16 protein-coding genes and 1 tRNA gene are annotated in these 17,425 nt (G+C 44.0%); 13 read left to right on the top strand and 4 right to left on the bottom strand.

The genetic code is table 11. From position 1 onward, the window contains the following. Nucleotides 1-338: 338 nt before the first annotated feature. On the bottom strand, nt 339-2,150 hold the full coding sequence (gene lepA, locus V7L07_RS21605) for a translation elongation factor 4 (RefSeq protein ID WP_179068671.1): 1,812 nt from the start codon (nt 2,148-2,150) through the stop codon (nt 339-341). Between the two features lie 620 nt (nt 2,151-2,770). Between lepA and V7L07_RS21610 the strand changes: the two genes are divergently transcribed. Both V7L07_RS21610 and V7L07_RS21615 read left to right on the top strand, forming a co-directional pair. After that, nucleotides 2,771-3,007, top strand: a complete 237-nt coding sequence (locus V7L07_RS21610) for a hypothetical protein (RefSeq protein WP_179068670.1) — start codon at nt 2,771-2,773, stop codon at nt 3,005-3,007. 172 nt (nt 3,008-3,179) lie between these two features. Next, entirely contained in the window at nt 3,180-4,937 is a 1,758-nt protein-coding gene (locus V7L07_RS21615; protein ID WP_335060947.1) for a sensor histidine kinase, read from the top strand. Between the two features lie 106 nt (nt 4,938-5,043). Here the strand turns inward: V7L07_RS21615 and V7L07_RS21620 are convergent, their stop codons facing one another. After that, nucleotides 5,044-5,922, bottom strand: a complete 879-nt coding sequence (locus V7L07_RS21620; protein WP_335060948.1) for an Rpn family recombination-promoting nuclease/putative transposase — start codon at nt 5,920-5,922, stop codon at nt 5,044-5,046. 34 nt (nt 5,923-5,956) lie between these two features. Next, nucleotides 5,957-6,097, bottom strand: coding sequence for a hypothetical protein (locus tag V7L07_RS21625; protein ID WP_335060949.1), 141 nt, complete (start codon nt 6,095-6,097; stop codon nt 5,957-5,959). 301 nt (nt 6,098-6,398) lie between these two features. On the opposite strand from V7L07_RS21625, the gene V7L07_RS21630 reads away from it, so the two are divergent. From V7L07_RS21630 to V7L07_RS21645, 4 genes are all read left to right on the top strand, one after another. Beyond that, entirely contained in the window at nt 6,399-6,629 is a 231-nt protein-coding gene (locus V7L07_RS21630; protein ID WP_012408256.1) for a NifU family protein, read from the top strand. A 116-nt stretch (nt 6,630-6,745) separates the two neighbouring features. Continuing rightward, nucleotides 6,746-8,980 carry a glycoside hydrolase gene (locus tag V7L07_RS21635; RefSeq protein ID WP_335060950.1) on the top strand — a complete coding sequence of 745 codons (2,235 nt, stop codon included), beginning with the start codon at nt 6,746-6,748 and terminating at the stop codon, nt 8,978-8,980. Between the two features lie 523 nt (nt 8,981-9,503). Beyond that, complete coding sequence (locus tag V7L07_RS21640; protein WP_335060951.1) at nt 9,504-10,130, top strand: DUF1003 domain-containing protein; 627 nt, start codon at nt 9,504-9,506, stop codon at nt 10,128-10,130. A 113-nt stretch (nt 10,131-10,243) separates the two neighbouring features. Then, nucleotides 10,244-11,722: an alpha-amylase gene (locus V7L07_RS21645; protein WP_335060952.1), complete on the top strand. Its 1,479-nt coding sequence runs from the start codon at nt 10,244-10,246 to the stop codon at nt 11,720-11,722. Nucleotides 11,723-11,904: 182 nt separating this feature from the next. Here the strand turns inward: V7L07_RS21645 and V7L07_RS21650 are convergent. After that, nucleotides 11,905-11,989: transfer RNA gene (locus V7L07_RS21650), tRNA-Ser, on the bottom strand. 106 nt (nt 11,990-12,095) lie between these two features. Here V7L07_RS21650 and V7L07_RS21655 point away from each other — a divergent pair. The 7 genes from V7L07_RS21655 (at nt 12,096) to V7L07_RS21685 (ending at nt 17,337) form a co-directional block, all read left to right on the top strand. Beyond that, nucleotides 12,096-12,464, top strand: a complete 369-nt coding sequence (locus V7L07_RS21655; protein WP_335060953.1) for a 2Fe-2S iron-sulfur cluster-binding protein — start codon at nt 12,096-12,098, stop codon at nt 12,462-12,464. A 25-nt stretch (nt 12,465-12,489) separates the two neighbouring features. After that, entirely contained in the window at nt 12,490-13,035 is a 546-nt protein-coding gene (locus tag V7L07_RS21660; protein ID WP_335060954.1) for a thermonuclease family protein, read from the top strand. A gap of 94 nt (nt 13,036-13,129) precedes the next feature. Beyond that, nucleotides 13,130-13,942, top strand: a complete 813-nt coding sequence (locus V7L07_RS21665; RefSeq protein ID WP_335060955.1) for an inositol monophosphatase family protein — start codon at nt 13,130-13,132, stop codon at nt 13,940-13,942. Nucleotides 13,943-14,016: 74 nt separating this feature from the next. Further along, the gene (locus V7L07_RS21670; protein WP_335060956.1) at nt 14,017-14,976 is read left to right on the top strand and encodes a J domain-containing protein; all 960 of its coding nucleotides are present in this window, start codon (nt 14,017-14,019) and stop codon (nt 14,974-14,976) included. Beyond that, entirely contained in the window at nt 14,976-16,190 is a 1,215-nt protein-coding gene (locus V7L07_RS21675; RefSeq protein WP_335060957.1) for an ATP phosphoribosyltransferase regulatory subunit, read from the top strand. The genes V7L07_RS21670 and V7L07_RS21675 overlap by 1 nt, the downstream gene beginning before the upstream one ends. Before the next feature lie 128 nt (nt 16,191-16,318). Continuing rightward, nucleotides 16,319-16,546 (top strand): indolepyruvate ferredoxin oxidoreductase subunit alpha, encoded by a 228-nt coding sequence (locus V7L07_RS21680; RefSeq protein ID WP_292717925.1) that lies wholly within the window; start codon nt 16,319-16,321, stop codon nt 16,544-16,546. Nucleotides 16,547-16,608: 62 nt separating this feature from the next. Continuing rightward, nucleotides 16,609-17,337 carry an ABC transporter ATP-binding protein gene (locus V7L07_RS21685; protein ID WP_335060958.1) on the top strand — a complete coding sequence of 243 codons (729 nt, stop codon included), beginning with the start codon at nt 16,609-16,611 and terminating at the stop codon, nt 17,335-17,337. Nucleotides 17,338-17,425 lie beyond the last annotated feature (88 nt).

The raw sequence follows: 17,425 nt of genomic DNA on the forward strand, positions 1-17,425 counted from the left end.
TTAAACCTGCAACAGCAGGCTGGAACTCATTTGAGGCTTTTGTAATGAAAATTAATGAATGTTGAAGAAGAATACAGAATTCAGAATAAAAAATTTGCTGGGGGACTGAAAATAGTAGATTCAGACGCTCTTGCTAGTACAGCATGGCGTAAATAAACAGACCATTTCAAATAGTGTAAGAGCTTGGAATACAATTCTTTTGACTTTTAACTTGCCGTACTAGCTTGCTTCTTTGCAGGAGTACGCGGACTCGCTTTGTGTAGCGATATCCGCCACTCGGACTCAAATTCATTCAGAATTCAGAATTCAGAATTCTAAATTCTGAATTCTAACTCCTATTAGTTTTGATCTAACCGCAGTACTGCCATAAAGGCTTCCTGGGGTACATCTACAGTCCCTACAGATTTCATCCGTTTTTTACCTTTTGCTTGCTTCTGTAAAAGTTTCTTCTTCCGACTGATGTCACCACCGTAGCATTTGGCTAGCACATCTTTCCGCAAAGCCGGGATATGTTCGCTGGCAATAACTTTACTACCAATAGATGCCTGAATTGGCACTTTGAATTGATGACGGGGAATTAGTTCTTTGAGTTTTTCTGCCATTGCCCGCCCGACGTTGTAAGCTTTATCTCGATGCACAATCATCGCCAAGGAATCTACAGGATCGCCGTTAATCATGATATCCAGCTTCACCAAAGGATTTTCACGGTAGCCGATAATGTGATATTCCATACTGGCATAACCGCGCGATCGCGATTTCATCTGATCGAAAAAGTCAGTTACAACTTCCGCCAAAGGTAACTCATAAGTAAGTGTGGTTCGTCCTTGGGTGAGATATTTCATATCTTTGAAGATGCCACGGCGATTTTGTGACAACTCCATCAAGCTGCCAACATAAGTTTCCGGCGTAATCATCTCTACTTGAACGTAGGGTTCTTCAATTCTTTCGCGATCGTTGGGAGAAGGTAAGCGGCTAGGATTATCAATGTACAGTTCCTCTCCTTTGAGGGTAATCACCTTATAAACCACCGAGGGGGCTGTAATGATTAAATCCAGGTTATACTCTCGCTCTAGGCGTTCCTGAACGATTTCCATGTGCAGCAAACCTAAGAACCCACAACGGAAGCCAAAACCCATCGCGCTGGAAGTTTCTGGTTCATAGTGCAGCGCTGCATCATTGAGTTCCAGCTTTTCCAAGGCTTCCCGCAAATCTTCAAATTGATCGGCATCAATGGGGAACATCCCGCAAAAAACCATTGGGTTCGCTTCTGCGTAACCTGGTAAGGGTGACTCTGCTTTCGCCTTACTGAGGGTAATTGTGTCTCCTACCCGTGCATCAGCTACAGCTTTAATTGCCGCTCCCAAATAGCCTACTTCCCCGGCGTGCAGTTCATCAACTTGCTTTTGAGTCGGAGAAAGGACACCCAACTCATCAATTTCAAATTCTTTACCGGATGCCATTAAATGGATGCGATCGCCTTTTTTCACTGTGCCATCCATCACTCGGAAATAGACAATTACTCCCCGGTAACTGTCGTAATAGCTATCAAAAATTAACGCTCGTAAGCGTTCATTTATTGTATTGGGCGGTGGCGGTATCCGTTCAACAACTGCTTCTAAAATCTCATCAATCCCAATTCCTTCTTTAGCAGAAGCCAGAATTGCACCACTACAATCTAGACCGATAATTTCTTCAATTTCGCCAATTACCCGTTCTGGTTCAGCCCCCGGCAAATCGATTTTATTCAAAACCGGAATAATTTCCAGGTTACTCTCTAACGCTAAATATACATTCGCCAAAGTTTGTGCTTCCACACCTTGGGACGCATCTACTACCAATAGCGCTCCTTCACAAGCAACAAGAGAGCGAGAAACTTCATACGAGAAATCCACATGTCCAGGAGTATCAATTAAATTCAGTACGTACTGTTGACCATCCTTAGCTGTGTAATTCATCCGGGCAGCTTGCAGCTTAATCGTAATGCCGCGCTCCCGTTCCAGATCCATGTTATCGAGAAACTGTTCCTTCATCTGTCGGTCTTCAACAGTGCCAGTAGCTTGTAGTAAGCGATCGGCGAGGGTTGATTTCCCGTGGTCGATGTGAGCAATAATACAAAAATTGCGAATGCGAACTGCGGGAACGTCAGTCATATACTATCTTTGCCTTAGCAGCAACCAAAGTTAAAAGGGCAATTTACTTAATGTATTTTAATGCTTTCTTAGCCAAGACGCTCCGCTTTTAGTGAGGACTGGGGATTGGGGACTGGGGACTAGGGACTAGGGACTAGGGACTAGGGACTAGGGAAGAGTTTTCCTAACTCAATACTCAATACTCAGTACCCAATACCCAATACCCAGTCCCCAGTCCCCAATACCCCTTCCCCCTTCACCCCGTCTTTAACTTTATATCTCAATAGGTGGACTTTTAAGAATATTATGAAAGTCTATTTGTCGTTGCTAGTATTCAACAGCTAGGAGCGTACAATAAATGTAAATAAGTACATGTAGGGATCATGTAGCGATCGCGAGCAATTGCGACCTGTAATTGCTCAGAATCAGTGATTTATCAGCAAAACATCTAAAGTCAATTGTCTAGTCAGTTATATGAAAAATGCGATTTGAAACTTTAAGCTGTTACTTTGGTGCTATTTTAGGGAACTATTTAACTGTGCCCTTAAAGATTTCTCCGTAAATTAGCCCAAATGATGAATATAACTACTTTACAAAACTTTAGACAAACCCAATTCAGAGAATTCAGAGTATATAAACCTATGAATATGCAAGAAAAAACTACCGAAGCGGGAAACACACAAACCGATAAGGTAGAAATTGCTGTCCGCTTGGACTCAGAGTTACTAGAGCAAATTCAGCATCTTACGAATGACCCAAGTAAGGTGATTGAAGTGGCGATTCGCCAGTGGTTGCGGGGTGAAATCCTCAGAGATGACGAACTAACGCGCACACCTGTGCGTACTCCTGTTCCTCCTCGCGGTGAATGGAACGATTGACGCCATTAGTCAACTGTCAATGCAAGTCAAAAAAGTAAAGTTTGCCAATTTGGTTTCCAGAACGCCAAAAAATACCCAATCAAACACAAAAAAGCTGTAAAAATTTATGTATAAATTTGAGCGGCTTTAGTAAAATTACGGTCGGACACCCTTTGTCTATCCAACTCAATTAATGACTATTACTGCCAATTCCCAATTGCCGAATGTATTTTCCCAAAATCTGGAATCTATTACCAGTAAGACTGACGGCTTATTACCAACTCTAGGAGCCGAGTTGGTTTATACGCAAGATGGGGCAGGGCGCTATCTGACCTTTTGTTGGCAGTACAGCGAACTTCTGGGGTTAAATACTGAAAAAATAGTTGAGGCTCTGAACCAAACTCAAACCTTTGCCCCGGTGGATAAGGTTAGTTATTTGGAACGATTGCACCGAATTTTGACAAATTTAGTCCCAGAAAGGTTTCAGTGCTGGTTTAGCTACCACCAGGAATTATTTGAGTTGGACTTAGTGATTAGTCCAATTATGCCGAGTTTGGGAACCACTGCCACTACAGTTTTAGTGATGGGACGCTTAGTGCAAGCGACACTCAACAAAAAACAAGCGCGTGTGGCATCAAAAACACCCACACAGATAGAGTTGGCTTTACGTTCACAGCAACACCAAAAACTGGTAAATCGCATTACCAGAAATATTCGCCGGACATTAGATTTAAATATTATTTGGCAGCAAACAGTTGACAGTTTGGGGAAAGCACTGCGGCTAGAGCGCTGCATTATTTGTCCTTATCAACCCTCAAGCTCAAAAGTGCAAGTGAAGGCTGAGTATCGCCAGCCAGACCTCCAATCAATGCTTGGCTCAGACATAGATATCGCTTCTGAGGCTGCCTTTGCTCAAGCCTTGGCAACTCTAGAACCAGTTGTGATGGAAGTGCCTGGATATATGGGATCTGGGCGGCAGAAAACTTTGGTGGTTGCTACTTGCTATCAAGACCAAGCTAATGGATTGATTGCCTTGAATTGGCAGGATGAATGCTATACATTAACAGAATCGGAATTAGAACTAGCGAAAGAAGCAGCAGATCAATTGGGAACTGCGATCGCACATGCTACTTTATATGAAGAATTAGAAATAGCGCGTCAAAAAGCCGAAGAAGCTTCCCGCCTCAAAAGTGAGTTTCTGGCCAATGTATCCCATGAAATTCGTACCCCCCTCAACGGGATGATTGGCTTTTTGAAGTTGATTCTAGAAGGGATGGCTGATGACCCAGAAGAACAAAACCAGTTTTTAGCAGAAGCTCATCACTTATCGATACATTTGCTGAATATCATCAACGACATTTTGGACATTGCCAAAATTGAAGCTGGCAAAATGGAGCTAGCTTATGCTCCAGTCAAACTAGATGAGCTGTTCAGTGATGTCGAAAGTTTCATGCGTCCTCAAGCAGAAATGAGAAAACTTAGCTTTAGGATGCAAATGCCTGCTACTTCCGATGAAATCATTGTCCAAAGCAACTACCAACGGTTGCTACAAGTGATGCTCAATTTGCTAGGTAATGCGATCAAATTTACCCATGAGGGTGGTGTTACCGTTAGCGCTGATTTAGTACTCAAAAAGGCGAACTTTCAAGATCAGCAATTTCCTGGCATGGTGAGAGTACGCGTAGCAGACACCGGTATCGGTGTTTCTTTAGACAAACAAGATAAACTGTTTCAATTATTCTCTCAGGTGGATGGCTCCCGCACTCGCCAGTACGGCGGCACAGGTTTAGGACTGGCAATATCCCAGAAGCTAGTAGAGGCAATGGGCGGCGAGGTACATTTTTATAGTTTGGGTGAAGGACTTGGCTCAACAGTCACATTCACTGTGCCACTATATCAACAACCAGTTATGGTTTCGTCTAATGATAGCGACTCAGAATGTATAGGTTAGAGGCTCTTTGATAACCAGGTTTCGTAAATCCTTTTACAGATAATGAAATCAGACAAATTAAAATAATTCGTAATTCGTAATTTGTAATTTGCTTGGTCTAGGGGAGTTATGATCGCACTTCTAACCAAGCCTGTAAATCAGCCACGCTGGTAAAATCTAACAGTGCTTCGCTCAAATCTTCTAGAACAGGCAAAGGTAAACTAGAAACTGAGGAGCGTATTTCCTCAGAGAATTCCTGCCTAAATCGTTTAGTCAACTGACGAATTACAAGATTAGCTGCCTCTTCTTGTCGTCCTTCAGAGCGCCCTTCGGAGCGTCCTTCGGAGCGTCCTTCTTCCTTGATTTCTCGATAAACTCGCGTTTGCTGTAGTGTTATACCTAACATTTGTTCTATATCCCTTTGGCTTAATTGTTCAAATTTGTACACCATTATTGTCGTGATCATCTCTATTATGACGCGACTTGCAGTTTCGGACTGTTCAACAGAAGAACGCTCAAGTAAATATCTAGCTTCTTGTAATGCTTGTTCTTCTGCTACAGTAGTTAACACCATCAATGCTATCCATAAAGGTAATTGGCGAATATCCCCTAATTCATCCAGATACACGCGATGCACTTGGTTTCCGTTAAGCAGGGTTCGATGAGGGTGAATATCGGTTTGTTCGATACCGCGCGACGGATAAATTATAACCGCTTGCCAATCGCTAAATCTGTCACGGTTACGATAGAAATATAAAGAAGATTCAGCAAATACCCTTTCGTAAAGCTGTTCATCCTTTTGAAACTGTACCTCACAGAAATATACAATTCCAGCACCTACGTTTTCTGGCGGTAGAAATACTCCATCTATTTCAAATTTAGGTTCTTTAACGGCTACCGAATCAAATCGATAACCTTGTGCATTTATTGGGTAATTTGTCAATAGTTCAAATAGCAAAGTGGGGGATTGTTGGAAAAGTTTGTAAAAAATTGAGTCTCGCCGCATGAACTTATTTCTTAAATCTGCGATACATTTTATTTTACGTTCTAGCGATCGCCACTAAAGGTTGCGATGCGATCGCAAATAAACCAGTAATACCCAAAACATAGCTTGCTCCCAAGCAAGCAGTGAAGTCTGCCCTTGAGGAAAATTGGACTAAACTGAATAACAGTGAAGTCAAAGTGATTACGATGGGAATCGCAGCACTACTGAGTTCAGTTACTCTAATATTAAGCTTCTAGATAAGTGTGTAATAAAAGCGCTACGCGTGTGAAGACAAATGCCAAATGTGAATTAAACAACTGACAAACTAGCTGCAATTGCGTCTAGGATCGATTTAAGAAAGCTAGAAAATAAAATTTTGGATAATGGTTAATGAGTAACGGCGCATCTGGCACAGGGATCATTATTATTCAATCCCCAATGCCCCATGCCCCATGCCCCATTCCCAATGCCCATCATTAACTTACCAGGTCTAAACTATGGAACTCACAATTGACAACGTTGAAACAGTTTTAGATGAAATGCGCCCTTATCTTATGTCTGATGGCGGCAATGTGGAACTCGTAGAACTCGATGGGCCTGTTGTAAAACTACGGCTGCAAGGTGCTTGTGGTTCTTGTCCCAGTTCTGCAATGACCCTAAGAATGGGTATTGAGCGCCGTCTTAAGGAAATGATTCCCGAAATTGCAGAAATTGAGCAAGTAGTCTAGGGATTGGGGACTGGGGACTGGGGACTAGGGAAGAATGGATTTTTTAATTCATAATTTATCATTAATACCTAATCCCTAATTTGTAATCCCCAATCCCTAACTCCTAATTACTCGCTATGTCCCATCCTCTCTACATTGCTTTTATCTGGCATCAACATCAGCCGCTGTACAAATCTCCTGGCAGCGGCGTTTCGCTATCTCCGAGTCAGCACTACCGTCTACCTTGGGTACGTTTACATGGAACTAAAGATTATTTAGATTTGGTATTGCTCTTAAAACAGTATCCTAAGTTACACCAAACGGTGAATTTAGTGCCATCGCTAATATTGCAACTAGAAGATTATATTGCTGGTACTGCTTTTGACCCTTACCTTACAGCTAGTTTGACACCAGATGAACAACTCACCCAGCAACAGCGGGAATTCATCATCCAACACTTTTTCGATGCCAATCACCATACCTTGATTGACCCTCATCCCCGCTATGCCGAGTTGTACTACCAAAGGCAGGAAAAAGGGCAAGCTTGGTGTTTAGCAAATTGGGAATTGCCAGATTATGGTGATTTGCTAGCTTGGCACAATTTGGCTTGGATCGATCCGCTATTTTGGGATGACCCAGAAATTGCTGCTTGGTTAAAACAGGGACGGAATTTTACTTTAAGCGATCGCCAGCGCATTTATTCCAAACAACGAGAAATTCTCAGCCGCATTATCCCCCAACATCGGAAAATGCAGGAGGCGGGGCAGCTAGAAGTTACCACCACACCTTACACTCACCCGATTTTACCCTTACTAGCTGATACTAACTCTGGTCGGGTAGCTGTGCCCAATATGACACTACCAAAGCAGCGCTTTGAATGGGCAGAAGATATTCCCCGCCACTTGCAAAAAGCTTGGAATTTTTATAAAGACCGCTTTGGACAGATCCCTCGTGGGTTGTGGCCTTCAGAACAGTCAGTAAGTCCGGCAGTACTTCCGCATATTATTAACCAAGGTTTTAAGTGGATATGCTCAGATGAAGCCGTCTTAGGGTGGACGCTGAAACACTTTTTTCATCGGGATGGGGCGGGGAATGTGCAGCAACCAGAATTGTTGTATCGACCCTATCGCCTACAAACCGCCGAGGGTGACTTGTCAATTGTGTTTCGTGACCATAGATTATCAGATTTGATTGGCTTTACTTATAGTGCAATGCCAGCGAAACAGGCAGCAGCAAATTTAGTGGGACATTTGCAAGCGATCGCTAAAATGCAAAGAGATAGTCAAAGTGAACAACCTTGGCTAGTTACCATCGCTTTGGATGGTGAGAATTGCTGGGAATTTTATCCCCAAGATGGCAAACCCTTTCTAGAAGCTTTGTATCAAAGTTTGAGCGATGAACCCCACCTCAAACTCGTTACTGTCTCCGAATTTCTCGAAGAATTTCCAGCCACAGCCACCATTCCCGGAGGACAACTACATAGTGGTTCTTGGGTAGATGGCAGCTTCACCACTTGGATCGGCGATCCTGCCAAAAATCGTGCTTGGGATTATTTGACAGAAGCAAGAAAAATGCTGGCAAGTCATCCCGAAGCGACGGAAGAAAACAACCCCGAAGCGTGGGAAGCTTTGTATGCCGCAGAGGGTTCTGACTGGTTTTGGTGGTTTGGTGCAGGACACTCGTCAAATCAAGATGCCATCTTTGACCAGTTGTTTCGAGAACATTTGTTTGGCATTTACAAAGCATTAAATGAACCTGTACCGCCCTATCTCAAGCAACCAGTGGAAAGCCACCAAGCACAGGGAAACCACGCCCCACAAGGGTTTATCCATCCTGTTATCGATGGTAAGGGTGATGAGCAAGATTGGGACAAAGCTGGACGCATAGAAATCGGTGGGGCGCGGGGAACGATGCACAATAGCAGCGTCATCCAGCGACTTTGGTATGGGGCCGATCACTTAAATTTTTATTTGCGGCTGGACTTTAAAAGTGGCGCTGCACCAGGGCGGGATTTGCCAACAGAGTTGAATTTACTGTGGTTCTATCCAGAAAAAACAATGGTCAATAGCCCAGTCCCATTAGCAGATGTACCAGATGCAGCCCCACTAAATTATCTTTTCCACCACCTTTTAGAAGTTAATTTGCTGACGCAATCGATTCAGTTTCGGGAAGCTGGAGACAATTATCAATGGCAGCCCCGTTTTAGTCGCGCTCAAGTGGCTTTAAATAGTTGTTTAGAGTTGGCAGTACCGTGGGCAGACTTGCAAGTTCCGCCAGATTATTCTCTGCGCCTAATTGTAGTGCTTGCAGATGAAGGCCGTTTTTCCAATTACTTGCCAGAAAATGCTTTGATTCCTATTGAGGTGCCTTAGAACTCAATACCCTTGGTTTTACGAAATACCTATTAGGGGCGTACATCTGTACGCCCCTAAAGTCGATTTATTTGGAAATAATATAGCGCTTCTCGTTTGGATGCAATACATTTTGACCTCTCTCCTAAAAGGCTACGGTGTACACACATCTTTGTATAAAACCAAAATCGTTGAAGATCCCCCTAAATCCCCCTTAAAAAGGGGGACTTTGACTCTGGTTCCCCCTTTTTTAAGGGGGGTTAGGGGGGATCTAAACGCTGTGAGGCAACTCTCAAAGACTTGTGTGTACACCGTAGCTCCTAAAAGGAGAGAGGCTTTGATGCTCACTCCCCTTCCCTACAAGGGAAGGGGCTGGGGGTTAGGTCTATATTTCACACAATTGAGAACCGCTATATTTAATTTTTCTAGTTCTAAATCTAAATAATCGAGCAGTATTGGCATGCAAGTGCTGAGTGCGGTAAAACGCCATCGTTGGTGGAAGATAAGCAATAATCGAGTAACATCCAGATTCAGGAGTTGGTGCATGACCGATAACGCAGACTACACAGTGAACAGACACTTCAGTTCAGATGCTAATAAACTCAAAGAGAAAGCTTCTCGAAATCAAGTGATCACGGCTCCATTGCCAGACCCGATTGCAAAAAATATTGAAGCGATTATTTCACTTCATACCCAGGAAGTTCGAGATATTCCCGTCCACCAGCGGATACTAGAAGCGATCGCTACATTCTTTGGGCGATCGATATTTATGTATAGTTTGCTATTCATACTGGCTATCTGGATTTTTAGCAGTTTTTTCGATCGCTTTTTGCCATTCAATCTACCCTCGTTTAGCTGGTCAGGTCAAGGCTTAGACGCAGCGTCATTGGTGATCTCAACCGGAGTACTGGTACGACAAACTCGCCAAGAAAACTTTGCCGAACAACGGGCGCAATTGATGCTACAGCTTAACCTGCTCTCCGAGCAAAAAATTGCCAAGATTATTGCTCTATTAGAAGAACTCCGTACCGATTTGCCTAATGTGATAAATCGGGATGATTCGGAAGCGAAATCGATGCAGGAACCGGCTGACCCGATCGCAGTATTGGAAGCACTCCAGAAAAACCTGGCTGAAGAACTGTCAGCCACAGAAGAAAACAATATGAGTTGAGCGCAGTTTTTTAGTAGATTTTTGTTTCTATTGAAAGACAAAACATAAAACTTAATGTACACTCTTTGTGTCGGAAATCACAATTTATCGTAAGTTTTACTAGAGGGATGCACATGGCTCAACTGAATGGTGTAATGATGCAGTACTTCCATTGGTATATCCCTCCAGATGGCAATCTTTGGAATGAATTTAAAGATAAAGTCAAAGAGTTAGCTGATGCAGGTGTTACATCTGTTTGGCTACCCCCAGCATACAAAGGAACAGGGGGTGGCTACGATGTCGGCTATGGAGTCTATGATATATACGATCTAGGCGAGTTTGACCAGAAAGGCTCGGTTCGGACAAAGTACGGCACAAAAGACGAGTATATCGCTGCTGTTAAGGCGGCAAAAGCTGCTGGCATTCGAGTGTATGCTGATGTTGTCCTTAACCACAAGTTAGGTGCAGACCAAGAAGAAGAAGTGGAAGCAACGCCTTACAATCCAGACGATCGCACCCAGCCCATCGGTGAGATGCAAACAATTAAAGTGTGGACTCACTTTACCTTTCCAGGTCGCCAAGGCAAATACTCTGATATGGAATGGCACTGGTGGCACTTCGACGCAGTTGATTACAACGTTTACAACGAAGGTGAGAACGCAGTTTATCTATTCAAAGATAAAAAATTTGATGACAACGTTGACCTGGAAAAAGGCGCTTTCGACTATCTCATGGGATGCGATCTGGATATGGAAAGTCCAGAAGTTCGCGAGGAGTTGAATCGCTGGGGTGAGTGGTTTGTAGAAACCACTGATGTAGATGGCTTTCGTTTTGATGCGGTTAAACACGTTAGAGCTGGCTTTTTCCCAGAATGGCTGCAACACTGTCGCCAAAAAGCAGGTCGCGATCTTTTTGCCGTCGGTGAGTATTGGTCTTATGAAGTTGAAGCGCTGCACCATTTCATTAGCGTCACCGGTGGTGATGTGTTGCTGTTTGATGCGCCATTGCACTATAACTTTAGCGCTGCCAGCAAACAAGGCAATGACTACGATATGCGGCAGATATTTGATAACACCTTGGTGCAACAGCAACCTGCTTTAGCCGTCACCTTAGTTGATAATCATGACTCTCAACCATTGCAGTCATTGGAATCTGTAGTGGAAGGCTGGTTTAAACCGTTGGCTTATGCGTTGATTCTACTGCGAAGTGATGGTTATCCCTGTATCTTCTATGCGGATTACTATGGTGCTAATTATAAGGATACGGGTAGCGATGGCAATGAGCATGAGATTTGGCTCGATAGTCACAAATGGATAATTGATAAATTTTTGCACGTTCGTCAAACCTATGCCTATGGCGACCAATACGATTACTTCGATCACGCCAACACAATCGGCTGGACACGCTTAGGAGATGAAGAACATCCTGGCGGTATGGCGGTTGTTCTGAGTAATGGAGGAGAAGGGACTAAGTGGATGGAAGTTGGGCAACCCAACAGCACTTACATTGATATTACTGAACATATCAGCGAACCTGTGACAACGAATGATGAGGGCTGGGCTGATTTTCGATGCGATGCTGGTTCTGTTTCTGTGTGGGTTCCACAGTCTTAGTCGAGGTTTTAGTAGCATTCACGCAGAAAGTTATGCACTTGACAAAATACTGCTTAAAAGAGAACTTAAGCAGTATTTTGTGGATAAGCTACAACAGTCTAAGTTTCAGACATGCTTCTTCATGAACCTGACTATTTGTAGAACTATGGTTAAAACTATATATTTAGAATTAGGTCTGAAAACGGAGAGGGGGGGATTCGAACCCCCGTTAAGTTTCCCTAAACAGACTTTCCAGGTCTGCGCCTTAAACCACTCGGCCACCTCTCCAGGTGCCACAAGTTACCATTATACTATAGAATCCTAGAAAATGCAAAGATAAAGAAAGATATTCTAGATTGAATCTGATAGTCCTAATCCCAAAACGCAAATCCAGATGTCCCGTACATACACAATTAAAGTTCGCGATCGCGCCACTGACAAAACATACACCCTAGAAGTGCCAGAAGACCGCTACATCCTGCACACTGGCGAAAAACAAGGGGTAGAACTACCATTCTCCTGCCGCAACGGGGCTTGCACCGCTTGTGCTGTGAGAGTGTTGTCAGGAGAAATTTATCAACCAGAGGCGATCGGCTTGTCGCCAGATTTACGTCAGCAAGGTTATGCCTTGTTGTGTGTGAGTTACCCTCGTTCTGACTTGGAAGTGGAGACACAAGACGAAGATGAAGTCTACGAACTTCAGTTTGGTCGCTATTTTGCTAGGGGAAGAATTAAAGCGGGTTTACCCTTAGATGAGGATTAAACAATTCAAAATCACCGAGTTTCTAATGCCTTTACATTTTGGTGACTGGGTGCGAAAAATAGCTATTTTGGCTTGCTTATTGCTCTTGGTGAGTTGCCAAGCTAAAAACCAACTGCCGAACAGTGAAGCCCAAGTGAAAGTAGCACGGGTAGTTAGTGGACAAAGCTTGGAAGTTTTAGGTATGGCTGAACAGCCAAATTTGATTTCCCAAGTGCGGTTAGTTGGTATTGATGCACCAGATTTGCGACAGCGCCCTTGGGGGGAAGCAGCAAAAGAACAGTTAGAGAATCTAATTGGTGGTGTAGAACAATTGGTAACGCTGGAGTTTGATTTAGAAGCAAAAGACAAAATCGGACGAACTCTAGCTTATGTGTGGAAAAATAAGGTGTTGTTAAATGAAGAACTAGTCAAACAAGGGAATGCAATGTTTGTGGGGCGATCGCCCAACCACAAATATGACCAGCGTTTAGAACGCGCCCAACAATGGGCGAGACTTATGGGCCAAGGAATCTGGAACCCAGAAAAGCCCATGCGCCTGACTCCCGCCGAGTTTCGCCGCCAAAATCTTTAATGAGTGCTGAGTGCTGAGTGCTGAGGGGGAGAGTGGGGGAGTAGAGGAGTGAGGAAGTGAAGTAGAAGAATTAATGACAAATGACTAATGACAAATGACAAATCTACAAATTTTTCTAGATATTGCTACAGAAGCAGCCTTGGCTGCTGGTGCTATTTTGCAAGGTTACTTGGGTAAGTTAGAAGACGCAATTATTGAAAAAGGACGCCCTGGTGATTTAGTCACTGCTGCTGATAAAGCCTCAGAGGAGTTGATTTTAGAAATTTTGCGCCGCCACTTTCCCCAGCACTCTATTCTTGCTGAAGAATCAGGGAAATTAGGTAATCAAGAAAATGAATACCTCTGGGCAATAGACCCTCTAGATGGCACAACTAACTACGCTCATCAATACCCATTTTTTGCCGTTTCCATCGGGTTATTAATTAATGGCGTTCCGCAAGTTGGTGTCATTTATGACCCCTTTCATAATGAGCTATTCAGTGCTGCTGCTGGCTTAGGAGCAACGCGTAATCATCAGCCCATCAAGGTTTCAGCAACATCTGAACTGGGTAAAAGCCTACTAGTAACAGGATTTGCCTACGATCGCCGTGAAACCTCTGATAACAACTACGCAGAATTTAGTCATCTCACCCATCTTACCCAAGGAGTCAGACGTAGCGGTTCGGCATCGTTAGATTTGGCGTATGTTGCCTGTGGACGTGTGGATGGTTACTGGGAACGGGGACTTTCTCCTTGGGATATTGCCGCTGGGATAATTTTGGTACAAGAAGCCGGGGGCAAAATCACCGCCTACGATGGTACTGCTGTCAAAATTGAGTCAGGTAGAATTCTGGCTACAAATAGTTATATTCACGACTCCCTCAGTAGCGAACTTTTACGAGTTCCACCACTGTCAGCCTGGGTGTAGTAGGTGGGGGCTTTCCCCCCGACTTTGGGTAAACTAAGAGGAATCGAACTGCTCCTTTGGCGTAAAACCTCTATATGTCTTTTAAAATAGACCGCGGACTATTTAAATATGATTTCATAGATCATCACGCAGTATTGTGCGTTCCAGTTGATGCGGATGTCAAAGAGATTCGCAAACGCTATCTCCAAGTCGCCCGCCGTTTGCATCCAGACAGTAGTTTTACTCAAACTGCTGCTCAAAAAGAGCTAGGTAACGAATTGTTATCAAAGCTGGTTAACCCAGCTTACGAAAAACTTGTCGGCGATCGCACTCGCACTGAATATATTCTAATTTTGTCGCAAATTGGCAAGCGCCTCGTACAAGAGTCTACTTCGGTAACTCTCAACACCGACTTGGCTAGACAGTTAGTTGAGGCGGCTAATGTCGATAATTTCTATAAAACTGCGATCGCTAAACTAGCCCAAACCCAATATGATTCTTTAGAGCAAGCGCTGCAAGTCATTGCCCAAGCTAGCGAATTGAATTTAGTATATTTAATGCGGAGTGTGAGCAAATCACCCACAGCACCGCCACCGGCTCAACCCAAAGTCCAATCAGCTACGCCTCAGCAAAATACACCAAAAAATCCCTTACCAGCGCCAGCACCAACGCCAGCAAAAGATGGCTTGGTTGTAGAACAGTATGTTCGTCGCGCTCAATCTTTGATTGAGAAAAACCAGTTTGCCCAAGCCAAAGTAGAGTTGCAAGAGGCCCTAAAGCTAGAACCGAAAAATAGTCGCTGCCATAGCTTAATTGCAATGGTGTATTTGAGGCAAAATCAGTTAAAAATGGCAAAAATCCACTTTGACAATGCTTTAAAACTAGACCCCAGTGACGAAACGGCTCTGCAATGGAAACCTAAAATAGATAAGGCTTTAGGACAACAAATTAGCGATCATAAGGTGACTTCATCCCCCAATAATGGAGATAAGCAACCAGATAAATCTGGTAGTGGTGGTTTGTTCGGTGGTTTGTTTGGTGGGAAGAAAAAATAATGGTGTATCAACCAGCAGCGGGAGCCAGGGATTTATTGCCCTTGGATGTGGAGAAAAAACGCTGGATTGAAGAGCGGTTACAACAGGTGTTTCATCGTTGGGGATATCACAGGATTATCACCTCGACTTTAGAGCGGATGGATACCCTAATGGCAGGGGAAGCAATTCAGCGTCAGATGGTGATTCAACTACAACAAAATGGCGAAGATGATGAGTTAGGGCTACGTCCAGAATTAACAGCCTCTATTGCTCGTACTGTTGTCACTCGGATGGCAGGTCTGCGTTATCCACAACGGCTGTACTACAATGCCAATGTGTTTCGCCGCACTTGGGAAAGTAGACACAATCGCCAACAAGAGTTTTATCAAGCTGGGGTGGAGTTGCTAGGTGCTGGCGGATTGCTGGCGAATGCTGAAGTACTGCTGTTAGTAGCAGACTGTTTAGAAGCACTGGGTTTGCAGGGATGGCATTTAATTTTAGGTGAGGCGGGAATTACGCGATCGCTCCTGAGTGCCTTTCCTGACAATCTCCAACATCAAGTTCGCAGTGCGATCGCTCATCTAGATCGCATTGCCATAGATAATTTACCCCTGAGCGACAAACTGCGCGATCGTGCCCAAATCATCCTGGATTTACGCGGGCCAAGTGCAGATGTGTTGCAAAAAGTCAGTAGTTTGGATCTTGATGAAGAACAGCGAGAGGCAGTAAATAACCTCAAATCCCTAGTAGAATTACTAGAATCCGAGAAAAAACTGCCGTTAATCCTCGATCTCAGCCTGATCCAGACCATAGATTACTACACTGGTATTGTCTTTGAGGTTGTCAACGATACCGAATCCCAAGCCAGAGTTTTAGGGCGTGGTGGTCGCTATGACCAGCTTTTGGGGCTATATCACCCTCAAGGAGAAAACATTCCCGGAATTGGTTTTGGACTGAATATCGAAGATTTATACCAGGTTTTGTTATCAACTCAGCAATTACCACAGGTAACTCCAGCGAGTGACTGGTTAGTAGCACCAGAGACAGCCAGTGCTAACGCCGCCGCTTTTGCCTACGCGCAAAAACTCAGAGATTCCACTGATTTGGTGCGGGTAGAAATTGATTTAGGAGGAAGGGATGCTGATGCTATTCGCCAATATGCAGGTGATCGCAGCATAGCCCAAATTGCCTGGATCAAAGCTGATGGCTCGCCAGAAATAGAATCATTGCTTTAGTGGACATTGGGCATTGGGAAAGAGGAGGCAGAAGTTCTTTAATTTTGAATTTTGAATTTTGAATTTTGAATTAATTTCTCCCCTGCTAGGCTAGAAATAGCCGATACAGAAAAGAGGGAATCGAGAACATGCCGCACACAATTGTTACAGAAGTCTGTGAAGGCGTTGCTGACTGCGTAGATGCCTGTCCAGTAGCTTGTATTCATGATGGCCCAGGCAAAAATGCCAAGGGAACTGATTGGTACTGGATTGACTTTGCCACTTGCATCGACTGTGGCATCTGTCTCCAAGTTTGCCCAGTAGAAGGGGCAATTCTTGCAGAAGAACGACCAGAGTTGCAAAAAACCCCACAATAGTCCATAGTCAACAGTCAATAGTTATGTTTGACTGTTGACCAATGACCAATGACAAATGACCAATGACAAATGACTATTTACTAGATGTTCAAAATGTCCACGCTGGATACATCAAAGATGTAGATATCCTGCAAGGTGTGAATTTTCAGGTTGCACCAGGGGAGTTGGTGACAGTGATTGGCCCCAACGGTGCGGGTAAATCTACTTTGGCAAAAGCAATTTTTGGGCTTTTGATTCCCCACACAGGGACAATTACCTTCAAAGGTGAAAATATCGTGGGGCTAAAGTCCAATCAAATTGTCCAACGAGGAATGTGCTACGTACCGCAAATCGCCAATGTTTTCCCCTCCCTCAGTGTTGAAGAGAACTTGGAGATGGGTGCTTTTGTGCTTAACGTTCCCCTGAAGCCAATTAAAGATAGAATATTTACCATGTTCCCCAGACTAAGCGATCGCCGTCGTCAACGCGCTGGTACTCTCTCTGGAGGAGAACGCCAGATGTTAGCGATGGGCAAAGCTTTGATGTTGGAACCTGGTTTGCTGATTTTAGATGAACCATCTGCTGCTTTGTCGCCGATTTTGGTGACACAAGTATTTGAGCAGATTAAACAAATTAATCAGGCTGGTACTGCGATCGTATTAGTAGAACAAAATGCCCGTAAGGCTTTAGAGATGGCTAATCGTGGATATGTATTAGAGTCGGGACGTGATGCGATCTCCGGCCCTGGTGAAGAATTGTTGAATGACCCGAAAGTGGGTGAGCTATATCTGGGAGCGGGTAAGAGACATTAATCCTTCTTAATCACTCTTGCCCCATTCAACATAACACCAGCTTAATATAGGAGCTTCACTAGGCGATAGCGATGCCTAGTTTAGGCTG

Source organism: Nostoc sp., from assembly GCF_036916985.1.
GTDB lineage: Bacteria > Cyanobacteriota > Cyanobacteriia > Cyanobacteriales > Nostocaceae > Nostoc.